Source organism: Mesorhizobium sp. RSR565B, assembly GCF_054719465.1.
On sequence record NZ_JBTTIE010000001.1, the window covers coordinates 5,173,661 to 5,193,017 of the forward strand.

The following is a 19,357-nucleotide window of genomic DNA, read 5'->3' on the forward strand; positions in this document are numbered from 1 at the left end:
GCGGCGGGATGTTTCGGCCGCCGGGGAAAGGCCTGACGACAATGGCGCAACGCATAGCCACTCCGGATGCGGGAAAAAGCAAGGCGGCCAAGGGTGCGGCGAACGACGCCGCGCCCAAGGACCGCCGGCGCGAGCGCGGCGAAGCGAGCGTCCAGCGCATCATCGACGCCACCATCGAGCTCATCGCGGAGGAGGGGCTGGCCAGCGTCACCATGCAGCGCATTGCCGGGCATGTCGGCTCGTCCAACGCACTGGTCGTGTTTCATTTTCGCAGCAAGGAGAACCTGTTTCGGGCCGTCCTGCAATATCTCAGCGACCAATATGACGCGGTGTGGCTGACGCTGGTGCGGGCGCCCGGCCTGTCGCCGGTAGAGCGGGTGTTGGGCGCGGTCGATTGCGCGCAGCGCTTTGCCCGGCAGCATCCAAAATGGGTTTCGGTCTTCGTCGTCTTTTCCAGCGACCGCAAGAGCATGCAGATCTACAATGAAATCGGCCTGCCGAGCGATCTCGCCTACACGGCCGAAGCGCGCGAACTGCTGATCGAGATTTCGCGCAGCGGCGGTTACACCGGCGTCGACATAGACACGCTGTCGGAGAGCCTGAATTATCTGGTTCACGGCGCCTGGTATTGGGACCATCTCAACCCGTCCAGCCGCGACACCGACGTGCTGCGCAAGACCATGCTGCTCCTGCTGCACCAGGCCTTTCCGCGGCATTTTTGACTTGGGGTGAGATGCGGCCATTGCGAGCGACGGAAAGCGTCCTCTGCAAACCTAAACCCGAAAATCTCTACGATGCCTTGATCTCTGTAAAAATGCTTGCACAATCCAGAGGTGCGATTTAAACAACCTAAGGATGCATTCGAGGGTGGGTAGATGTGGCATTGGCTGATACTTCTGTTGCTGATTGGTGTGCCGGTTTTCTTCGCCGTCCGGTCGTCGCGCAAATCCTCACAGAGCCCAGATGACCTCGTGGGGTTCGGCGGCTGGCTGATCCTGCTGGCGATCAGTCTGTCCCTTTCGCCGTTGCGCACACTTATCGATATGGCCAGTCTGGTCAAAACCTACCAACAGCTTGTTACAGTGCCCAACGGGGCCTTGGCCATCTATGGCGAGGCAGCCCTCAATCTGGCATTTCTGGTGCTTCAGCTGGTCGTGCTTGTTTCGATGCTGCGGCGAAGCCACCGCTTCCCGCAGCTGTTCATATGTCTGTGGTTTGCGATCCCTCTCTTGTTCATACTGGACGCAGTTTGGATATCGATTGTGCTTGGTGTCCCGGTAAACCGTTTGCTTGCCGGAGGGGCTCTGGTTACACCTTTGGCATCCTTCATAGTCACAGGGATCTGGGCCGCCTACGTCTACAGGTCGGTTAGGGTGAGAAACACGTTCGGCGATACGGCGGCCATACAGGCCGCGACATTTTCCTAGAAGGTCCGACGGCTGCGAGTTGGCCTGATGTCGTGCTGCCAGCTCCGCCGAATAGATCCGTCGGCAGTCCTCCTTCGTCTAACGAGCTTTGGGTGGCCTGCCACCCGAAGCTCGAAGAGCGTGAGCGGCCCGAGACATAGGTGACGATTTGTACCGGACACATGGGTAACACTTTTGGCTTTTGGCCGGAGGTGTTGATGCCGTGGAAAGAGTGTTCGGTGATGGAGGAACGTCTTCGTTTTGTGGCTCGTCTTCTCGACGGGGAAGGCATGAGCGATGTGTGCCGCGAGTTCGGCATCTCGCGCAAGACCGGCTACAAGATCTTCAACCGCTACAAGGAGGACGGGCTGGATGCGCTCACCGACCGCTCGCGGCGGCCGGTGCGCTACGCCAACCAGCTTCCCGACCAGATCGAGCGGCTGATCGTGGAGAGCAAGCGGGAGAAGCCGCACTGGGGTGCCAGGAAGATACGCGAGCTGCTGGTGCGCAGGCTGGCCGGCGACGTCCGCATCCCGGCCAGGAGCACCGTTCATGCCGTGCTCGATCGCCACGGCCTTGTGAGCCAGGCCCGCAAGAGGAACCGAGCGAACAAGGCCGTGGGCACGCAACTGTCCCAGGCGGTTGTGCCCAACGATCTGTGGTGCGCCGACTTCAAGGGCGAGTTCAAGCTCGGCAACCGCCAATACTGTTACCCCCTGACGGTCACCGACCAGGCCTCGCGCTACCTGCTGGCCTGCGAAGCCCTTGAATCGACAAAGGAGGTTCCGGTCCTCGAGGCTTTCGTCCGGCTCTTCAAGGAACGCGGCCTGCCGGAAGCGATCAGAAGCGACAATGGCCTGCCCTTCGCCAGCCCCAACGGCCTTTACAACCTCTCGAAGCTGTCGGTCTTCTGGCTCAGGCTCGGCATCGCCGTCGAGCGCATCAAGCCCGGTCACCCGCAGCAGAACGGCCGCCATGAGCGCATGCACCGCACCCTGAAGCAGGAGACCACGCGGCCGCCGGGCATGAACGCCCTCCAGCAGCAGGCCCGGTTCGATGCTTTCATGAGCGAATTCAACGACGAGAGGCCCCACGAGGCGATCCAAATGAAAGTGCCAGCCGAGCTCTACAGAGCTTCTTCAAGAGCCTATCAAGGCCTCCCCGAGCTGGACTACCCCTTCCATGACAAGGACATTCTCGTCACCGCCTGCGGCCGCATCTGCATGCACAGGAAGAAGATCAACATCTCCACCGTGCTCGCCGGCCAAAGGCTCGGAATCACCGAAGTCGACGACGGCATTTGGCTCATCAGCTTCATGCACTATGATCTCGGATATATCGACCTGGAACAAAGGACCTTGCAAACCATCGACAACCCGTTCGGCACGAGGTTGTCACCCATGTCTTAGGTACAGAATGTTACCCATGTCTCCGGGCCGTACAGCGAAGGGGTGGTGCCCCCGGACGGAATCGAACCGCCGACCTTCGGTTTACAAAACCGCTGCTCTACCAGCTGAGCTACAAGGGCACGGCGCTCCGGTTAGCATATTTGGTGCGCCAGTAAAGACAAAACTCCGTTTTCGATCGCTGATGGACGCCGCCGAGGTGGGCGGGCCGCCATGCTGAAAACCGCCAATGCGATCCCTACATATCTCTCAGGTGCAAACGCATCGAACGGGGTGTCGCATGATCAGACTTGTCATCATCCTGCCGCTTGTCGTCATCGCCTGGTTTCTCGTGGTGAAGCTCATCAAGGATGTGAAGAGCGCCAAGATCGACTGGACCGGCGTCGCCACCATCATCGGCTTCATCGTGCTGGCCTTCTGGCTGCGGCACGTTACGGGCATGGGGTGACGGGAGCGAATAGCGAATAGGGAGTAGCGAATAGGGAAGTCTTAACTCCCGAAAGCCATTTCGCTACTCGCTACTCGCTACTCGCTGAAACCTTCGAACCTTTCGCCGCACCGCGACGACTGATCTCCAGAGGCGAATGGTCGCCTCGACCAGGGAGATCATCATGTTGAAGCGCACTCTTACGTCAGGCCTCGTCGCCATTTTCGTCGCCACCGGCGCGCTCGCCGGCACCGTGCAGTCATCCTCCGCTCACAGCCATCATCACCACCATCATCACAAGCACCACGACAAGCCCTGGTGGTGGTGGAACCATCAACACAAGCACCATCACCACAAGCATCATCATGGCAAGGTGATCATCTTCCTTTGAGCGAGACGACCGCCTCGCGGAAAGGGCGGCTTCGGCCGCCCTTTTTTGCTTGGCCTCGATAGCGATGAAACCGGCACGCAGCAGATTTTTGCCGGACCCGAGAAGAAATCTCAAAAACCTTCGAACCTTTTTTCTCGTCGCGACGACCCATCATCAAGAGGCGGATGGATCGCCTCTCGCAACGAAACAAGGAGATCGTCATGTTCACGCGCAAAATCGCTTCCGCTCTTATCGCCAGCACTGTCGCCGCCACCTCGCTGGTCGGCACCGTCCAGCCGTCGGCCGCCCACAGCCATCACCACAACCGCGAAATCGGCATCGGCATCGCCGCCGGCGTCGGCGGGTTCGTGCTCGGCAGCCTGCTCAACCAGCAGCCCCGCACCGTCTATGTCGACGACGAGGGTGGCTCCTGGCACGTCCGCCGCTGCGCCAACCGCTACGCCAGTTACGATCCGTACTCCGACACCTATGTCGGCTATGACGGCTACCGCCACTATTGCCGCCTTTAGGAGGAGGCACCCCCACACGGAAAGGAGGGGCTGTACGCAGCCCCTCCTTCCTGATTTGAGCGCGCCGCGGTGCGGGCTACGGTTCGGAGATCGGCAATCCCGCTGCACGGCAGATGCGGGCAACACTCGCATTTTGCGATTGATCGCCCATGGCGATGAGTTCGAAGCTGCTTCCTTCATCCGGATAGATCTTGGCGGCGAACGGTTGGTCTGTTGTATGACCACCGGACGACGTCTTTGCAGCGACATGGCCGCAGACCAGGATTTCGCGGCGGCCGTCGAGCGTTCGCTCGCCGGCACGCATCGTCCCGAATTTGGCGGATACAGGATCCTGCAAATGCTGGCGAATGCCGATCGTGATTGTCTCCTCCAAAGCGAGCGAGATCGGAATCTCGCTGACTTGCTGGGAGACAGGGGCGGGTTCGGGCGCCGTCGCCACGCATCCGCACAGTGAAGCGGCGAGCAAAAGCTGCAGCGTTCTCCGCATTATAATCGGAACCCGCCGATCATCCTCGTCACCTCAGCAGCGGCGTCGCGCACCAGCGGCCCGATCTCGTCCAGCCGCTCCATCGTCACCCGCACCGTCGGTCCGGAGACCGAGACACCGCCGATCGGCTCGCCGAACTCGTTGAAAATGGCGGCGGCCACGCAGCGCATGCCGGGATGCCGCTCCTCGTCGTCGACCGACCAGCCGCGGTGCTTGATGACGGCCAGATCATGGGCCAGCGCCGAAATGTCCGACAGCGTCTTGTCGGTGAAGCGCTGCAGGCCCGACTTGCGCAGGATGGCGGCAACGCGTTCCGGCTCGAGTTGCGCCAGCACCGCCTTGCCGATGCCGGAGGCATGGAACGAGCTGCGCGTGCCCGGGCGGAAGAAGGCGCGGATTGCCTGATGCGTCTCGACCTGGCTGACGAAAACGACGCAATCGTCCTCGGCGACGCCGAGATTGGCTGTCTCGCCGGTCTTCTCCATCAATTCCTGCATGACCACGCGGGCGCGATCGACCAACTTGCGGCGGCGCAGGAAGGCGGCACCCATGCGGTAGGTCTCGACGCCGATCGACCACAGCTGGTCCGATGTATCGAATTCGACCATGCCGTGGTTCTGCAGCGTCGTCAGCATGCGATAGGCGGTGGACGCCGCAAGCTCGCTACGCGCCGAAATCTCGCTCAGCGACAGGCCGCTGCCTTCGGCGACGATGGCCAGGATGCGCAAGGCCCGGTCGAGCGACTGCACAGAACCGGCCTCGGACGGACCGTTGAAAGCGCGCGGCCGGCCGCGCTGGCGTTTTTCGCTGGTTTCCATGGCGGCATTGTCGCCGGTTTCGCCGAAATCGCAATGAAAAACTTTTTCATTGATTTTGATGGCCGGATTCATGGAAAACGAAAAAGCCAGTGGAATCAGTGTATACAAGGGGTTTTCTCGAAATGAAAAATTATTCTGAAAAAATTGAAAAATGAAAACGACACTGGCATTGTCAACCAACCAACAATCTTGAGGAGGCCGGACATGGCCAGGATGCGCGCTGTCGATGCAGCGGTTCTCGTTCTCGAAAAGGAAGGCATTTCCTGCGGCTTCGGCGTGCCGGGCGCGGCGATCAATCCGTTCTATTCGGCGCTGAAGGCGAGGGGCTCGATCCGCCACATCCTGGCGCGGCATGTCGAGGCGGCCTCGCACATGGCCGAAGGTTATACGAGGGCCAAGGCGGGCAATATCGGGCTTTGCATCGGCACATCCGGCCCCGCCGGTACCGACATGATCACCGGGCTTTATTCGGCGGCGGCGGACTCCATCCCGATCCTGTGCATCACCGGTCAGGCGCCGCGGGCACGGCTCAACAAGGAGGATTTCCAGGCGGTCGATATCGCCGCCATAGCCGTACCCGTCGCCAAATGGGCGGTCACGGTCATGGAGCCCTATCTCGTGCCGATGGCGCTGCAGAAGGCGTTTCACCTGATGCGCTCGTCGCGGCCTGGTCCGGTGCTGATCGACCTGCCGGTCGACGTGCAATTGGCCGAGATCGAATTCGATATCGATGCCTATGAACCGCTGGTCCCGTTCAAGCCGGCAATGTCGCGCGCCCAGGCCGAAAAGGCCTTGGCGATGCTCAATGCCGCGGAAAAGCCGCTGATCGTCGCCGGCGGCGGCATCATCAACGCCGATGCGTCGGATCTGTTGATCGAATTCGCCGAGATAACGGGCGTGCCGGTCATCCCGACGCTAATGGGCTGGGGCGCGATCCCCGACGACCACCGGCTGATGGCCGGCATGTGCGGGCTGCAGACCTCGCATCGCTACGGCAATGCGACGATGTTGGAAGCCGATTTCGTCTTTGGCATCGGCAATCGCTGGGCCAACCGCCACACCGGTTCGGTCGATGTCTACACCAAGGGCAAGAAATTCATCCATGTCGACATCGAACCGACCCAGATCGGCCGGGTGTTCGCGCCGGATCTCGGCGTCGTCTCGGACGCCGGTGCGGCACTAAAGATGCTGCTCGACGTCGCCACCGAATGGAAGACGGCAGGAAAGCTGCGCGACTGGTCGGGCTGGGCGAAGGAATGCCAGACCCGCAAGAAGACGATGAAGCGCAAGACGCATTTCGAGCAGGTGCCGCTGAAGCCGCAGCGCGTCTATGAGGAGATGAACAAGGCGTTCGGCCGTGACACCACCTACGTCACCACGATCGGCCTCTCGCAGATCGCCGGGGCGCAGTTCCTGCATGTCTACAAGCCGCGCAACTGGATCAATTGCGGCCAGGCCGGCCCGCTCGGCTGGACGCTGCCGGCAGCGCTTGGCGTGCGCGCCGCCGATCCGGATCGCACCATCGTGGCGCTGTCGGGCGACTACGACTTCCAGTTCATGATCGAGGAACTGGCGGCCGGCGCACAGCACAAACTGCCGTATATCCATGTCGTCGTGAACAATGCCTATCTCGGCCTGATCCGCCAGGCGCAGCGCGGTTTTGCGATGGATTTCGAGGTGAGTCTGGCCTTCGAGAACGTCAACCGCGCCAACGATCCGGAGGCCGGCTACGGCGTCGACCATGTCGCGGTCGCAGAAGCGATGGGGTGCAAGGCGGTCCGGGTGCGCAAACCGGAAGAGTTCGCCGGCGCGTTCAAGGAAGCGCAGCGGCTGATGAAGGAATACCAGGTGCCGGTGGTGCTCGAATTCATCCTCGAACGCGTCACCAACATTTCCATGGGCACGGAAATCGACAAGATCACCGAATTCGAGGACCTTGCCGAAAGCCATGAGGATGCGCCGACGGCGATTGTGTTGCTCGATTAGGCGCGCCGATATTCAGGTGAGACAGGCCTGCAAACGGCGCCTTCCTGCGCTTCCGGTGCTCACGTACAGAAAGTACGTTCCGCTCCGGTTCTCGAAAGTCACCGTTTTCGACTCTGCCCGACCTGAATCTCAACACGCCTAGGGCCAAGCAGAAGAAGGAGAAAGAATGCCGCGTTTTTCAGCCAATCTGTCGATGCTCTTTGGCGAGCATGAGTTCCTCGATCGTTTCGATGCCGCAGCCCGCGCCGGCTTCAAGGGCGTCGAATATATCGGCCCCTATGATCATACGCCTGACGTGGTCGCGGCCCGGCTGAAGAAGAACGGCCTGAACCAGGTGCTTTTCAACCTGCCGGCCGGCGACTGGGGCAAGGGCGAGCGCGGCATCGCGGTGCTACCCGACCGCGTGCCGGAATTCCGGCAAGGCATCGCCAAGGCGATCAGCTATGCCCATGCGCTGGGCTGCGAGCAGGTCAATTGCCTCGCCGGCATCGCGCCGCAGGGTGTCGATCATTCGGTGCTGGAAAATACCTTTGCCGAAAACCTGGCGTTTGCAGCCGAGAAACTGGAGCAGGCCGGCATCCGGCTTTTGATCGAGCCGATCAACACGCGCGATATCCCGGGCTTCTTCCTGAACTATTCGAACCATGCGCTGGCGATGATCGACCGCGTCGGCTCGAAGAACCTGTTCCTGCAATACGACATCTATCACATGCAGATCATGGAGGGGGATCTCGCCCGTACCATCGAGGCCAACCTCGGCCGCATCGCGCATATCCAGCTTGCGGACAATCCCGGCCGTCACGAGCCGGGGACGGGCGAGATCAATTATCCCTTCCTCTACGAGCATATCGACAGGATCGGCTATTCCGGCTGGGTCGGAGCGGAATACAAACCGAAGGCGGGGACGGAGGCTGGGCTGGGGTGGTTTCGGGAGCTTAACGGGCAGGGGAGTGCCGCGGCTTAGCTGTTACGATTGAAGTCGCGTTCCTTCGCGCCCCCCTCTGGCCTGCCGGCCATCTCCCCCACAGGTGGGAAGATCAGACGTCATCCCGGCTTTCGTCAATTCCCAACATTGCAGGGTGAGCGAGGCGCCGGAACTGCCAATCTCCCCACAAGTGGGGGAGATGGCCGGCAGGCCAGAGGGGGGCGCGAAGGAACTCAGCCTCAACAAGGGAGAAAACAATGGAAACCATCGGCTTCATCGGCCTTGGCATCATGGGCGCGCCGATGGCGGGGCATCTCCTGGATGCCGGCTACACCGTCATTGCCAGCGACCACCGCTCGAAGCCGCCGGCCGATCTCGTCGCCAAGGGCTTGAGAAGCATCACCGGCCACGCGGCAGTGGCGAAAGCCGCCGATATCGTCATCACCATGGTTCCCGACACCCCGCAGGTTGCCGAGGTGCTGTTCGGCAACAATGGTGTTGCATCCGGCCTGAGCAAGGGCAAGCTCGTCATCGACATGAGCTCGATCTCGCCGATCGAGACCAAGACCTTTGCCAAAAAGATCAACGATCTCGGCTGCGACTATCTCGACGCGCCGGTGTCGGGCGGCGAGGTCGGCGCAAAGGCGGCGTCGCTGACCATCATGGTTGGCGGCGAGGACAAGGCGTTCGAGCGAGCCAAGCCCGTGTTCGAAAAGATGGGCAAGAACATCACGCTTGTCGGCCCGAACGGCGTCGGCCAGACCACCAAGGTTGCCAACCAGATCGTCGTGGCCCTGACTATCGAGGCGATCGCCGAGGCGCTGGTCTTTGCCTCAAAAGCCGGCGCCGACCCCGCCAAGGTCCGGCAGGCGCTGATGGGCGGGCTGGCGGCATCGCGCATCCTCGAAGTGCATGGCGAGCGCATGATAAAGCGCGCCTTCGCGCCGGGCTTCCGCATCGAACTGCACCAGAAGGATCTCAATCTGGCGCTGGAAGGCGCCAAGGCACTCGGTGTCTCGCTGCCCAATACGTCGACGACGCAGCAGCTGTTCAACTCATGCTCGGCGAATGGCGGGGCAAAAGAGGATCACTCAGCGCTGGTTCGTGCGCTGGAGCGGATGGCGGGGCATGAAGTGGGTGAATAGTGAATGGTGAATAGTGAATAGTGAATGGTGACGGTAAGAACGCTTTTCCATTCACTATTTCACCATTCACCCTCCAAGGAATTTCCGTGCCGCATAAAGGCTCACCGCCGCCGCATTCGACACGTTGAGCGAGCGGATGGCGCCGGGCATGTCGAGGCGGGCGAGTTTCGTCACCGTCTCGCGCGTCTTCTGGCGCAGTCCCTTGCCTTCGGCGCCGAGCACCAACGCTATCTTTTCGCCTGAAAAACCCGTTTCGAGTTCGGCCGGCCCGTCCGAATCGAGGCCGATGGTCTGGAAGCCGGCATCGTGCAGCTGTCCCAGCGCGTCGGCCAGGTTCTTCACCTCGATCTGGTCGATATGCTCCAGCGCGCCGGAGGCCGATTTTGCCAGCACGCCGGATTCCTGCGGGCTGTGGCGGGCGGTGGTGATCAGTGCGCCGGCGCCGAAGGCGACCGCCGAGCGCAGGATGGCGCCGACATTGTGCGGGTCGGTGACCTGGTCGAGCACCAGCACCAGTTTCGTGTCGCCGAGCGTGTCGAGGCGCTTTGGCTTCAACGGTTCGGCTTCGATCAGCACGCCCTGGTGGACGGCGTCCGAACCGGTGATCTTGTCGATCTCCTTCGGCTCGACCAGTTCGGCCTTGAACGGCAAAGCGGCGAGGTCGGCGATCGCCAGCCGCTCGGCGGCATTGCGCGTCACCAACATCTTTCTGATCCGCCGGCGCGGATTGTCGAGCGCGGCGCGCACCGTGTGCAGGCCATAAAGCCGCACCAGCCCGTCGGCGGCGTTCTCGCCCGGCGGCACCGGCTGGCGCGGCCGGAAGGCAGGCGCGCCGCCGGCCTTCTCGTCGCGATGGGCGCGACGCAGCTTGGCGTAGTGGGTGTCTTTGGCGGTCTTGGGCGTGTTGTCATTGCTCATGACCGGCTTCTATAGCCGCGTCGCCGGGCCATGGATACAGGCAGAAAGCCGGCTTGCCGGGTGAGCTGTCAAAATCAGCGCATTTTGCCTTGCGGTGCGGTTGACACCCACTGGCCTTGCCGCCATAAGGCGCTTCGCTGATTTCGGACAAAACCCCGGTTTCGACCTGATCGGCGAGAATGCCTCGTTGCAAGGCTTCGACGGCAGGCTGGAGAGGTGCCCGAGTGGTTAAAGGGGACGGACTGTAAATCCGTTAGCTTAGCTTACGTTGGTTCGAATCCAACCCTCTCCACCACTGCCAGCCCGCGAACCTTGAGGACGATGCGGGTATAGCTCAGTGGTAGAGCAGCAGCCTTCCAAGCTGAATATGCGGGTTCGATTCCCGCTACCCGCTCCAAACACTCATCAGATCTCTGCGAATATCTCGACAACGTTGCCGTCCGGATCGCGGAAGAACACTGTCCTGTGGCCCCATTCCTGGTCGGTGAGCGGCAGGACCGGCTGCACGCCCTTGGCCTGAAGCGCCTCGGCGCAGGCAGCGACCATCTCCGGCGCCACCCGGAATGCCAGCTGCAGCGACAGCGCATCCCGCTGCTGCGGCGTGTCGTTGAACATCATGCCGAGGCTGGTCAAGGCCAGCGTGTTCGGGCCGACCCGATATTCGATCCACCTGTCGCCGAGTTCGCGCTGCGGCTCAAATTCCATCACGTCCCCGTAGAAGTGCCGCATGGCGGCCATGTCGCGGGCGAAGATGACGGTGTAGTCGATCTGACGGATTTCATTGAGCGCGTTCATTGTCGAAGTTCCGTGGCTGATGTTGCGATCGCTCGCAATCTAGCTTGCCTTTAAAGGGGTACAAGACTACCGCTTATACTGGTATTGACGGTGACAGAATGACGTATGACGGCCCACGGCGCGACGAGCTTGCCCGCTTCCTGCGCGAGCGGCGGGACCGCTTGCCGCGGATCGATGGCGCCAATGGCCGCCGCCGGGCACCGGGCCTCAGGCGCGAAGAGGTCGCCGCCGAGGCGGGGATCAGCACCACCTGGTACACCTGGCTCGAGCAGGGACGGGAGGTGAACGCGTCGCCGCAGGTGCTTCGCTCGCTAGCGCGGGTGCTGAAGCTGAGCCGGTCCGAGCAGGCCTATCTGTTCCAATTGGCGCGGCCCGATCTCGACTGGCGAAACCGGCTCGGCGAGCAAGGCCTGCCCAGCGCGCCGTTGCTCAGCCTGCTCGACGGGCTGGCGCCGCACCCGGCATATGTCGTCAATCGCTATTGGCAGGTCGTCGCCTGGAACCACCCCGCGGCGGTGCTGCTCGGGGATTTCGAGACGGATGATGAGTGGTCCGGCAGCCTGCTCGCCCGGCTGTTTCTCGACCTGGAATGGCGGCAGCGCTTTGTCGACTGGCCGGAGGTTTCGCGCTCGGCGGTCGCGCAGTTCCGGCTTGCCACTGTTGCCATGACTCGCGATCCGGTGCTGGCCGCCCTGGTTTCGTCACTGGAAGCGGCAAGCGAAGCGTTCGCCACGTGCTGGAACAGCCACGACATCGCCGAGCCACCGATCTGGCGGAAATCCATCCGGCACCCTCTCGTCGGCGCAATGGCGTTCGATTTCGCCACGCTGCAGCCGGGCGGCCGCGACAGTGATTTCTCGGTTTCCCTCCACACGCCGGTCGATGCGTCGACTGCCAGGCGGTTCGCGGCGCTGGTCGAAGCAACGCCCGACAGCCGCAAGGCGGTGCCGGGCGTGTTTGCGCGTGATGCAGGCGCAGAAGTCTAGCTGTTGAAGGCGGACGCGACCTGGTGTTGCTGCGGCACCTGTCCGTTCGGCGTCAGTCTGTCGACAATGCCTGGCAGGGCTGTGGACAATTGCTTGAGCAACTCCTGCTCGTCCAGTCCGGTCCTTTGCGCGATCTCTCGAATGACCTGCGGGCCGATCGCCTTGCCCAGATCATTGGCGTTGATCGGCTGGTTCTGTCCGGTGCCGACCCAGGAGTCAGCGACATTGCCTTGGCCGGCAGTCTTGAGCTTGTCGAGCAGTCCGCCCAGTCCGCCAAGCAGGCCGCCATCCCCTGAGGCCGTGGTTCCGGTGGGGGCTGGCGTTTGAGGCTGGGCGGGCTCGCCCGTCTCTTCGGCACTCGTCTGTTCGGCGCTTCTGCCGCTCAGCATCTTTCCCACCAGCAGCGCGCCGAGCGCGATCATCAGCGGTTTGGTGATGTTGCCGCCGGGTACGGCGTTGTCAAAAAGTCCCATAGGTCAATCCTCCATAACGGCCAAGCCCGTCCCGCCGGCTACAATGGAGCATGCGGGCGGAAATTCAAGTTGGCTTGAGCTTTTGACAATCATGTGACCATGATCGGCCGGCGGGGGAATGGAGAGGAAAAATGGGCATTATCAGCTGGATTATCCTCGGCGTCATCGCCGGCTTTATCGGCAGCAAGATCGTCAATAAGACCGGCCAGGGCCTGATCATGGATATCGTGCTCGGCATTGTCGGCGCCATCGTCGGCGGGCTGATCTTCAGCGCCTTTGGCGCCACGGGCGTGACCGGCCTCAACATCTGGAGCCTGATCGTCGCCGTCATCGGCGCGGTGGTCGTGCTGTGGGCCTATCACCAGTTCTCCGGCAAGCGAACGCTTTAGGCGCCAGTCTGCCGACTGGCTGACCGCAGGACGGCCAAACCTGCTTCGACGCGTTGACTTGAAGGTCAGGCGACGACGGTCAGCCTGCGTTTGCGTTCATCAAGCGAGACGATGGTCAGCCCGCTCGCGACCACCAGCAGGATGCCGCAGACCGCCAGGGCATTCGGGAACTGCCCGAATACCAGCACGCCTGAGATGACCGCCCAGACGGTAAAGCAGTAGTAGAACGGCGCCACCACGCCGGTCGGACCGACGCGATAGGCCATGAAGATGAAGAAATGGCCGAAGATCAGGAAGAATCCGGCGCCGGCCATGAGCAGCAGGTGCCGGGCTTCCGGCATCACCCAGCGCTCGGAAACGAGATGCGCGGCGCCCGCGCCGATCAGCACCACCACGACGGCGGAAATGGCGACGATCATGCCCGGCACCTCGGCCGCGACCCGCCTGCCGGCAAGATCGCGCGCCGCCGCCAATGCCGCGTTGCCGATCGCCAGCAACGCATAGACCGAGATGCCCTGCATGGTCGGCTGGGCCACCATAAGCGCACCGATGAAGCCGAGCCCGATCAGCGCCATGCGCACGCCGCCGATCCGTTCGCCGAACAGGATGGAGGAGCCGACCAGCATCAAAAGCGGGGTGATCTGCCCGAGCGCGGTCGAATCGGCGATCTGCATGTTGGCCAGCGCCACGACGTAGCAAAGGATGGCCGCCAGCTCGAGCAGGTTGCGGCGCAGCACGCGTTTGTCGAAGATCAATGGGATCTGCCTGCCATAGCCCAGCAGGAACAGCAGCGGCATGCCCCATAGCGTGGCCGCGACCCCGCGCAGGAACAGCACTTCATAGGACGGCAATCCCGCTGTGGCGAGCTTCATCATCGTGTCGTTGACGAGGTACGACCCCGTCGAAACGATCATGAACAGCGGGCCGCGTATGGAGGTCGGTATGAATTGCATGGGGCAACCAAAATCAGACCGCCGCCGCAGCGGCAATGGGCCAGGCGCCGGCTGCACATCCGGCAGGCAAAGGCCAGGACATGGGCGGGACAGGACATGAGCGGGAATAGCAAACAGGTGCTGGAGCCCGCAGCCCCCATTTCATTTCCGTTCGCGCGTTCCTATATCAGTGCCACATCCCCGCAATCGGATCATCGGTTCGCACCGAGTGGACAGCGCACCCGGCCACAAGGCACTTGTGTTTTTCGGCCGTAGTCGCTAATCGCCCCGCATTCGACTGAACTGAAGGTCAAGGCCGTCCAAGGAAAGAGACTATGGCAAAAGGTAAATTCGAGCGTAACAAGCCTCATGTGAACATTGGCACGATTGGCCATGTCGATCATGGCAAGACGTCGCTGACGGCGGCGATCACGAAGTATTTTGGCGAGTACAAGCGCTACGACCAGATCGATGCGGCGCCCGAAGAGAAGGCCCGCGGCATCACGATTTCGACGGCGCACGTCGAATACGAGACGGCAGCGCGCCACTACGCCCATGTCGACTGCCCCGGCCACGCCGACTATGTGAAGAACATGATCACGGGCGCCGCGCAGATGGACGGCGCGATCCTGGTCGTGTCGGCCGCCGACGGCCCGATGCCGCAGACCCGCGAGCACATCCTGCTTGCCCGTCAGGTCGGCGTTCCGTCGATCGTGGTGTTCCTGAACAAGGTCGACCAGGTCGACGATGCCGAGCTGCTCGAACTGGTCGAGCTCGAGGTTCGCGAGCTTCTGTCGAAGAACGAGTTCCCCGGCGACGACATTCCGATCGTCAAGGGTTCGGCGCTGGCTGCTCTGGAAGACTCCAACAAGACCATCGGCGAAGACGCGATCCGCGAGCTGATGGCTGCGGTCGATGCCTATATCCCGACGCCGGTTCGTCCGTTGGACAAGCCGTTCCTGATGCCGATCGAAGACGTGTTCTCGATCTCGGGCCGTGGCACGGTCGTCACCGGCCGCGTCGAGCGCGGCATCGTCAAGGTCGGCGAGGAACTGGAAATCATCGGCATCCGTCCGACGACCAAGACGACCTGCACGGGCGTCGAGATGTTCCGCAAGCTGCTCGATCAGGGCCAGGCCGGCGACAACATCGGCGCGCTGCTGCGCGGCGTTGATCGTGAAGGCGTCGAGCGCGGCCAGGTTCTGGCCAAGCCCGGTACGGTGAAGCCGCACAAGAAGTTCGTGGCCGAAGCCTACATCCTGACCAAGGACGAAGGTGGCCGTCACACGCCGTTCTTCACCAACTACCGTCCGCAGTTCTACTTCCGCACGACCGACGTGACCGGCATCGTGTCGCTGCCGGAAGGCACGGAAATGGTTATGCCCGGCGACAACATCACGGTCGATGTCGAGCTGATCGTGCCGATCGCCATGGAAGAGAAGCTGCGCTTCGCCATCCGTGAAGGCGGCCGTACCGTCGGTGCCGGCATCGTCGTCACCATCAAAGAGTAATCGAGCCCGGCATCGCCGGATCGAAACGGATAGGGGCGGCCCTCGGGCCGCCCTTTTTCGTTGGCCAGATGTGCCTGTTTGGGGTCCCAATCTCTGTTGCAAGTCTGTGAGCCTCTACAGTATAGATTGGGTTGAGGGCTTGGTCGGATGGTTCCACAGCACCGTTTGCATAGTCGGCCATGGTTGGCACTGGGGCTGATCTGCCTGGTGTCGATGCTTGCCGTGGGCAGCGCCGCCTTCGCGGCCGAGACAAAAAATTCAGAGCCGGATCCGGATCCGCCGATGCGGTTCGTCGTCGTGCGTAGCGACGCGGCGGGCTGTGAGCCGACCTGTCCGGAATGGATATCGGCCGAGGGTGCGATATCGGCCAAGTCGCCGGCGCTGCTCAAGGCTGCCCTGAAAACGCTCGGCGGCCGCAAATTGCCGATCGTCATCAACTCTCCGGGCGGCGATGTCGATGCGGCCATCGCCATGGGCCGGATGATACGCAAGAACAAGCTCGACATCGCGGTCGGCAGGACGTGGTTCGTCGGCTGCGAGCCGGGGATGAAAAACTGCAAGGAGAACGACGCCAGAGGCGCGCACTATATCGGCAGCCCCTATGTGCTCGGCAGCTATTGCGCGTCCGCTTGTCCAATGATGCTGGCCGGCGGCACCAGGCGCCTGGTCGGGCCGCTGGCCTATCTCGGCGTCCACCAGATCACGACCACGATCGTGCAGATGAACGTGCAATATCAGGTCCGCTACCGGATCGTGAAAGGCAAGAAGCGGGTCATCAGCAAGAAGGTCGTCAGCCGCAAGAACACCGGCAGCTACAAGACCTACGAGATGAGCAAGGGGGTGGAGCGCAAGCTGTCCGCCTATTTCAAGGAGATGGGTGTCGACCTCAGCATCATCGAGACGATGAAGAGCACGCCGGCCAGCGACATCCAGCAGATCGACCTCAGCGACATGCTGACAATGAAGCTGGTCACCAGCGACGACGCTGCAGATTTGCTGACCAGCGCAAGCCTGTGCAGGCTGAACCTTCCGGCTCCGAATTGCCGGGAGATACCGGCGAACAAGCCAGCCGGCGGCCTGCCGGACGTGGCAAAGGCTGCGCCGCTGCCGGTGAAGCCGGAGAGCGCGCCGCACGATGACGGCATGCGCTTTGTCGTGGTTCGCGGCAGCAACCCGCTCTGCAATCCCGACTGCCCGGAATGGATTGCAGCGCAAGGCGCGATTACGCCCCAGACGCCGCAGAAACTCAGCCAATTGCTCGCCACGCTTGGCAACCGGCGGCTGCCGGTGGTGATCAGCTCGCGAGGCGGCGACCTCTCCGGCGCCCTGGCGGCGGGCCGGATCATCCATGAAAAGAAGCTCGACGTTGCCGTTGCCCGCACCGATTTCGTCGGCTGCGACCCGGCAGAGTGGAATTGCCTGGCCAGGGAAGGCGCCTATGCCGGGCTGAGCGTCGATGGCGACGGCGACTGCGATTCGGCCTGCGCGCTCATGCTGGCCGGTGGCGCCAGGCGGCTTGTCGGTACCCAGGCGCGGCTCAGCCTCTATCTGATGGGGCAGAAGCAGGCGGTCAAGTCCTACCTCGACGAGATGGCGATCAGCCCCGCTTTGTTCAGGGCGCTCCAGGGCAGTTCGGTCGAGCGCCAGCTCGAACCCGACATGATGCTGAAGGTTGGCCTGACGACCGGGCGCCAGTCGGTGGATGCGCTGACGGGTTCCAGCATCTGCAGATCGGCGCCGAAACCTGAGAATTGCCGCGTCGTGCCGTCGTCCAATGGCTGATCGTGCCTATCGCATGAAAGAGACGCCTTGCTTCGCGTTCCGTGAAGGGCCCCGCACCGTCGTGCCGGCGTCGTCATCACCATCGAGAAATAGTCGAGCAGGTGTCAGCCGGATGGACCAGGAAAGGGCGGTCTTTGGGGCTGCCTTTTTGTTTCCGGCGTTGCGCGGCACAAGTATTGCACGATTGTTTCAAAGCTATTGCAAGCACCGTCGCCGCAACTATTATGGATTGCATTGAGGGGTTTGCCGGGCGTGGTTTTGGGACAACGTTCAGACACTGTGGGACGGTGGCGGCGCGGGCTGGTCCGGCTGTCGACGGTGGCCGCGATGGCGATGGCTGCCTTCGCCGCGAAGGCCGAGGATGCCTCCCCCGGGACATGGCAGACAGTACCCCCTCTGCAGGGAGTGCTCTATCCGACCGATCCGACGATATGGACCGACGATCGCTCGGAGATGCAGTTTGTCGTCACGCGCAGCAGCGCACCTGGCTGCGAGCCCAATTGTCCGGAGTGGATCTCCGCCGAAGGCGACATCTCAGCCGGCACGCCAGCCTTGCTCAAGCGTACCTTGAAGAAGCTTGGCAGCCGCAAACTGCCCATCATCGTCAATTCCTTTGGCGGCAACGTCAATGCAGCGCTCGAACTTGGCCGGATAATCCGCAAGAACAAGCTCGATATCGCCGTAGGCAAGACCGAGTTTTCCGACTGTTGGCCCGGGACGGATGGTTGTGGTTTTAGTTACGGCAAAGGTTCCGCCTATCTCGGCCGGGCGTCTGATGGCGCCAGCTGCAACTCCGCCTGTCCGCTGATGTTTGCCGGTGGCGTCCGCCGCGTGGCCGGCGGCTGGAACTATCTGGGTGTTCATCAGATCACCACCACCTGGTTCCCCTCCACAACGCACTACCGGACCACATATCGCGTCAAACGGGGCAAAAAATATCGGGTCACCACGCAAACGGTCACTCAAGGTGAAAGCTACAAGACCTATGAGATGAGCAAGGGGTACGCGAGAAAGATCTCGGCCTATCTCCGAGAGATGGGTATCGGGCAGGGCGTGCTGGACTTGATGAAGGCGACGCCGGCCAGCGACATCAGGCAGATCGGCCTCCACGATATGCTGACGATGAAACTGGCGACCAGCACGGACACTCTGGACCTGTTTACCAGAGCAAGTTTGTGCATGTTCGACCCGCCGGCTCCGAACTGCCGGGAAATACCGGGAAACAAGCCAGCCGGCGGACAAACGCCCGTGGCCAAGCCGGCCGTGGTGGCTGCGATCAAGGCAAAGACCGGCCCCCCACTTTCTCAGGCGGCCAAGGCTCCAGCTCCCAAGCCGTTGCAGGCAGCGCCAGGGAATTCGACGCCAGATATGCGCTTCGTTGTCGTTCGCGGCAGAGACTCGCTCTGCAATCCCGATTGCCCGGAATGGATCTCGGCGGAAGGCGCGATGACGCCTCAGACCCCGCAAAAGTTGCGCCAGTTGCTCGACACCCTTGGCAACCGGCGGCTGCCGGTGGTGATCAGCTCACAGGGGGGCAGCCTGTTCAGCGCTCTGGCCGCGGGAAGGCTTATCCATGAACGGAAGCTCGACGTCGCCGTCGCTCGCACCACTATCGTCGGCTGCGACCCGCCCGAGGCAGGCTGCTTGGCCGATAACGGTGCCTATGTCGGGCTGATTAGCGATTTTGGAGTGGAGTGCGATTCGGCCTGCGCGCTCATGCTTGCCGCCGGCGCCAAAAGGCTGGTCGATCCCAAGGCGAGGCTCAGCATGTCCTCGAGGGGACAGACGCAGTTGGTTAAAGCCTACCTGGAGGAGATGGAGATGGACCCAGCTCTGTTCGCCGCGATAGGCTCGGTCGAGCGTCAGCTCGAGCCCGACATGATGCTCAAAGTCGGGCTGACAACCGGGCCGGAGTCGGTGGAGGCGCTAACTGGCCCCGCTATTTGCAAAACCTCACCCAAGCCCGACAACTGTTTGCTTCCGCCGACAGCCAAGGCCGAGTCGCCCGCCAAACTGTAGGCATCGCAGAAACTGGCCATCGAGGCAGGTTGAGCCATGCCCGATTTCTCCG

Annotated in this window: 20 protein-coding genes and 3 tRNA genes; 16 read left to right on the plus strand and 7 right to left on the minus strand. The window is 62.2% G+C overall.

Annotation, left to right across the window (positions count from 1 at the left end):
- Positions 1–41 precede the first annotated feature (41 nt).
- The 3 genes from ACYG9R_RS24800 (at position 42) to ACYG9R_RS24810 (ending at position 2,815) form a co-directional block, all read left to right on the plus strand.
- Entirely contained in the window at positions 42–722 is a 681-nt protein-coding gene (locus ACYG9R_RS24800) for a TetR/AcrR family transcriptional regulator (RefSeq protein ID WP_031199020.1), read from the plus strand.
- 153 nt (positions 723–875) lie between these two features.
- Positions 876–1,427, plus strand: coding sequence for a DUF2569 family protein (locus tag ACYG9R_RS24805; RefSeq protein ID WP_023822925.1), 552 nt, complete (start codon positions 876–878; stop codon positions 1,425–1,427).
- Positions 1,428–1,624: 197 nt separating this feature from the next.
- Positions 1,625–2,815, plus strand: coding sequence for an IS481 family transposase (locus tag ACYG9R_RS24810; protein WP_023823369.1), 1,191 nt, complete (start codon positions 1,625–1,627; stop codon positions 2,813–2,815).
- 43 nt (positions 2,816–2,858) lie between these two features.
- On the opposite strand, the gene ACYG9R_RS24815 is transcribed toward ACYG9R_RS24810, so the two are convergent.
- A tRNA-Thr gene (locus ACYG9R_RS24815) sits at positions 2,859–2,934 on the minus strand.
- 158 nt (positions 2,935–3,092) lie between these two features.
- Here ACYG9R_RS24815 and ACYG9R_RS24820 point away from each other — a divergent pair.
- From ACYG9R_RS24820 to ACYG9R_RS24830, 3 genes are all read left to right on the plus strand, one after another.
- The gene (locus tag ACYG9R_RS24820; protein ID WP_023710564.1) at positions 3,093–3,260 is read left to right on the plus strand and encodes a hypothetical protein; all 168 of its coding nucleotides are present in this window, start codon (positions 3,093–3,095) and stop codon (positions 3,258–3,260) included.
- Positions 3,261–3,423: 163 nt separating this feature from the next.
- Positions 3,424–3,630 carry a hypothetical protein gene (locus tag ACYG9R_RS24825; RefSeq protein ID WP_023824972.1) on the plus strand — a complete coding sequence of 69 codons (207 nt, stop codon included), beginning with the start codon at positions 3,424–3,426 and terminating at the stop codon, positions 3,628–3,630.
- Between the two features lie 200 nt (positions 3,631–3,830).
- Positions 3,831–4,139 (plus strand): BA14K family protein, encoded by a 309-nt coding sequence (locus tag ACYG9R_RS24830; protein WP_023667455.1) that lies wholly within the window; start codon positions 3,831–3,833, stop codon positions 4,137–4,139.
- Positions 4,140–4,215: 76 nt separating this feature from the next.
- Here ACYG9R_RS24830 and ACYG9R_RS24835 read toward each other — a convergent pair whose 3' ends face one another.
- Together ACYG9R_RS24835 and bhcR are read right to left on the minus strand one after the other, a co-directional pair.
- A complete protein-coding gene (locus tag ACYG9R_RS24835; protein ID WP_245259986.1) occupies positions 4,216–4,578 on the minus strand; it encodes a hypothetical protein in 363 nt (120 codons plus the stop codon).
- A gap of 47 nt (positions 4,579–4,625) precedes the next feature.
- Positions 4,626–5,444 carry an HTH-type transcriptional regulator BhcR gene (gene bhcR / locus ACYG9R_RS24840; protein WP_023681470.1) on the minus strand — a complete coding sequence of 273 codons (819 nt, stop codon included), beginning with the start codon at positions 5,442–5,444 and terminating at the stop codon, positions 4,626–4,628.
- A gap of 204 nt (positions 5,445–5,648) precedes the next feature.
- Between bhcR and gcl the strand changes: the two genes are divergently transcribed.
- The 3 genes from gcl (at position 5,649) to ACYG9R_RS24855 (ending at position 9,500) form a co-directional block, all read left to right on the plus strand.
- On the plus strand, positions 5,649–7,430 hold the full coding sequence (gcl, locus tag ACYG9R_RS24845) for a glyoxylate carboligase (protein WP_460221850.1): 1,782 nt from the start codon (positions 5,649–5,651) through the stop codon (positions 7,428–7,430).
- Positions 7,431–7,596: 166 nt separating this feature from the next.
- Positions 7,597–8,394 carry a hydroxypyruvate isomerase gene (hyi, locus tag ACYG9R_RS24850; RefSeq protein ID WP_023688406.1) on the plus strand — a complete coding sequence of 266 codons (798 nt, stop codon included), beginning with the start codon at positions 7,597–7,599 and terminating at the stop codon, positions 8,392–8,394.
- A 218-nt stretch (positions 8,395–8,612) separates the two neighbouring features.
- Positions 8,613–9,500, plus strand: a complete 888-nt coding sequence (locus ACYG9R_RS24855) for a 2-hydroxy-3-oxopropionate reductase (RefSeq protein ID WP_023824971.1) — start codon at positions 8,613–8,615, stop codon at positions 9,498–9,500.
- Positions 9,501–9,566: 66 nt separating this feature from the next.
- Here ACYG9R_RS24855 and ACYG9R_RS24860 read toward each other — a convergent pair whose 3' ends face one another.
- Positions 9,567–10,418 carry a TrmH family RNA methyltransferase gene (locus ACYG9R_RS24860; protein ID WP_023824970.1) on the minus strand — a complete coding sequence of 284 codons (852 nt, stop codon included), beginning with the start codon at positions 10,416–10,418 and terminating at the stop codon, positions 9,567–9,569.
- Positions 10,419–10,628: 210 nt separating this feature from the next.
- Between ACYG9R_RS24860 and ACYG9R_RS24865 the strand changes: the two genes are divergently transcribed.
- Positions 10,629–10,713: transfer RNA gene (locus ACYG9R_RS24865), tRNA-Tyr, on the plus strand.
- Between the two features lie 28 nt (positions 10,714–10,741).
- Positions 10,742–10,815: transfer RNA gene (locus ACYG9R_RS24870), tRNA-Gly, on the plus strand.
- An 8-nt stretch (positions 10,816–10,823) separates the two neighbouring features.
- Here the strand turns inward: ACYG9R_RS24870 and ACYG9R_RS24875 are convergent.
- Positions 10,824–11,213 carry a VOC family protein gene (locus ACYG9R_RS24875; RefSeq protein ID WP_023695300.1) on the minus strand — a complete coding sequence of 130 codons (390 nt, stop codon included), beginning with the start codon at positions 11,211–11,213 and terminating at the stop codon, positions 10,824–10,826.
- Positions 11,214–11,311: 98 nt separating this feature from the next.
- On the opposite strand from ACYG9R_RS24875, the gene ACYG9R_RS24880 reads away from it, so the two are divergent.
- Positions 11,312–12,199, plus strand: a complete 888-nt coding sequence (locus ACYG9R_RS24880; protein WP_023824969.1) for a helix-turn-helix transcriptional regulator — start codon at positions 11,312–11,314, stop codon at positions 12,197–12,199.
- Here ACYG9R_RS24880 and ACYG9R_RS24885 read toward each other — a convergent pair.
- Positions 12,196–12,672 (minus strand): YidB family protein, encoded by a 477-nt coding sequence (locus tag ACYG9R_RS24885; protein WP_023681465.1) that lies wholly within the window; start codon positions 12,670–12,672, stop codon positions 12,196–12,198. The two genes, ACYG9R_RS24880 and ACYG9R_RS24885, sit on opposite strands and share 4 nt — an antisense overlap.
- A 131-nt stretch (positions 12,673–12,803) precedes the next feature.
- Between ACYG9R_RS24885 and ACYG9R_RS24890 the strand changes: the two genes are divergently transcribed.
- The gene (locus ACYG9R_RS24890; RefSeq protein ID WP_023667446.1) at positions 12,804–13,061 is read left to right on the plus strand and encodes a GlsB/YeaQ/YmgE family stress response membrane protein; all 258 of its coding nucleotides are present in this window, start codon (positions 12,804–12,806) and stop codon (positions 13,059–13,061) included.
- Positions 13,062–13,126: 65 nt separating this feature from the next.
- On the opposite strand, the gene ACYG9R_RS24895 is transcribed toward ACYG9R_RS24890, so the two are convergent.
- Positions 13,127–14,014, minus strand: a complete 888-nt coding sequence (locus ACYG9R_RS24895; protein ID WP_023713250.1) for a DMT family transporter — start codon at positions 14,012–14,014, stop codon at positions 13,127–13,129.
- 314 nt (positions 14,015–14,328) lie between these two features.
- On the opposite strand from ACYG9R_RS24895, the gene tuf reads away from it, so the two are divergent.
- From tuf to ACYG9R_RS24910, 3 genes are all read left to right on the plus strand, one after another.
- Positions 14,329–15,504: an elongation factor Tu gene (tuf, locus tag ACYG9R_RS24900; protein ID WP_023723394.1), complete on the plus strand. Its 1,176-nt coding sequence runs from the start codon at positions 14,329–14,331 to the stop codon at positions 15,502–15,504.
- 282 nt (positions 15,505–15,786) lie between these two features.
- Complete coding sequence (locus ACYG9R_RS24905; protein ID WP_348528126.1) at positions 15,787–17,286, plus strand: COG3904 family protein; 1,500 nt, start codon at positions 15,787–15,789, stop codon at positions 17,284–17,286.
- Between the two features lie 327 nt (positions 17,287–17,613).
- Positions 17,614–19,305, plus strand: coding sequence for a COG3904 family protein (locus ACYG9R_RS24910; RefSeq protein ID WP_348528127.1), 1,692 nt, complete (start codon positions 17,614–17,616; stop codon positions 19,303–19,305).
- Positions 19,306–19,357: the final 52 nt, after the last annotated feature.

Excerpts from the sequence above, each read along its gene's own strand:
- ACYG9R_RS24800 (WP_031199020.1), top strand. The coding sequence starts at position 42 with ATGGCGCAACGCATAGCCACTCCGGATGCGGGAAAAAGCAAGGCGGCC.
- ACYG9R_RS24805 (WP_023822925.1), top strand. The coding sequence starts at position 876 with ATGTGGCATTGGCTGATACTTCTGTTGCTGATTGGTGTGCCGGTTTTC.
- ACYG9R_RS24810 (WP_023823369.1), top strand. The coding sequence starts at position 1,625 with ATGCCGTGGAAAGAGTGTTCGGTGATGGAGGAACGTCTTCGTTTTGTG.
- ACYG9R_RS24820 (WP_023710564.1), top strand. The coding sequence starts at position 3,093 with ATGATCAGACTTGTCATCATCCTGCCGCTTGTCGTCATCGCCTGGTTT.
- ACYG9R_RS24825 (WP_023824972.1), top strand. The coding sequence starts at position 3,424 with ATGTTGAAGCGCACTCTTACGTCAGGCCTCGTCGCCATTTTCGTCGCC.
- ACYG9R_RS24830 (WP_023667455.1), top strand. The coding sequence starts at position 3,831 with ATGTTCACGCGCAAAATCGCTTCCGCTCTTATCGCCAGCACTGTCGCC.
- bhcR (WP_023681470.1), bottom strand. The coding sequence starts at position 5,444 with ATGGAAACCAGCGAAAAACGCCAGCGCGGCCGGCCGCGCGCTTTCAAC.
- gcl (WP_460221850.1), top strand. The coding sequence starts at position 5,649 with ATGGCCAGGATGCGCGCTGTCGATGCAGCGGTTCTCGTTCTCGAAAAG.
- hyi (WP_023688406.1), top strand. The coding sequence starts at position 7,597 with ATGCCGCGTTTTTCAGCCAATCTGTCGATGCTCTTTGGCGAGCATGAG.
- ACYG9R_RS24855 (WP_023824971.1), top strand. The coding sequence starts at position 8,613 with ATGGAAACCATCGGCTTCATCGGCCTTGGCATCATGGGCGCGCCGATG.
- ACYG9R_RS24860 (WP_023824970.1), bottom strand. The coding sequence starts at position 10,418 with ATGAGCAATGACAACACGCCCAAGACCGCCAAAGACACCCACTACGCC.
- ACYG9R_RS24875 (WP_023695300.1), bottom strand. The coding sequence starts at position 11,213 with ATGAACGCGCTCAATGAAATCCGTCAGATCGACTACACCGTCATCTTC.
- ACYG9R_RS24880 (WP_023824969.1), top strand. The coding sequence starts at position 11,312 with ATGACGTATGACGGCCCACGGCGCGACGAGCTTGCCCGCTTCCTGCGC.
- ACYG9R_RS24885 (WP_023681465.1), bottom strand. The coding sequence starts at position 12,672 with ATGGGACTTTTTGACAACGCCGTACCCGGCGGCAACATCACCAAACCG.
- ACYG9R_RS24890 (WP_023667446.1), top strand. The coding sequence starts at position 12,804 with ATGGGCATTATCAGCTGGATTATCCTCGGCGTCATCGCCGGCTTTATC.
- ACYG9R_RS24895 (WP_023713250.1), bottom strand. The coding sequence starts at position 14,014 with ATGCAATTCATACCGACCTCCATACGCGGCCCGCTGTTCATGATCGTT.
- tuf (WP_023723394.1), top strand. The coding sequence starts at position 14,329 with ATGGCAAAAGGTAAATTCGAGCGTAACAAGCCTCATGTGAACATTGGC.
- ACYG9R_RS24905 (WP_348528126.1), top strand. The coding sequence starts at position 15,787 with ATGCGGTTCGTCGTCGTGCGTAGCGACGCGGCGGGCTGTGAGCCGACC.
- ACYG9R_RS24910 (WP_348528127.1), top strand. The coding sequence starts at position 17,614 with ATGGCGATGGCTGCCTTCGCCGCGAAGGCCGAGGATGCCTCCCCCGGG.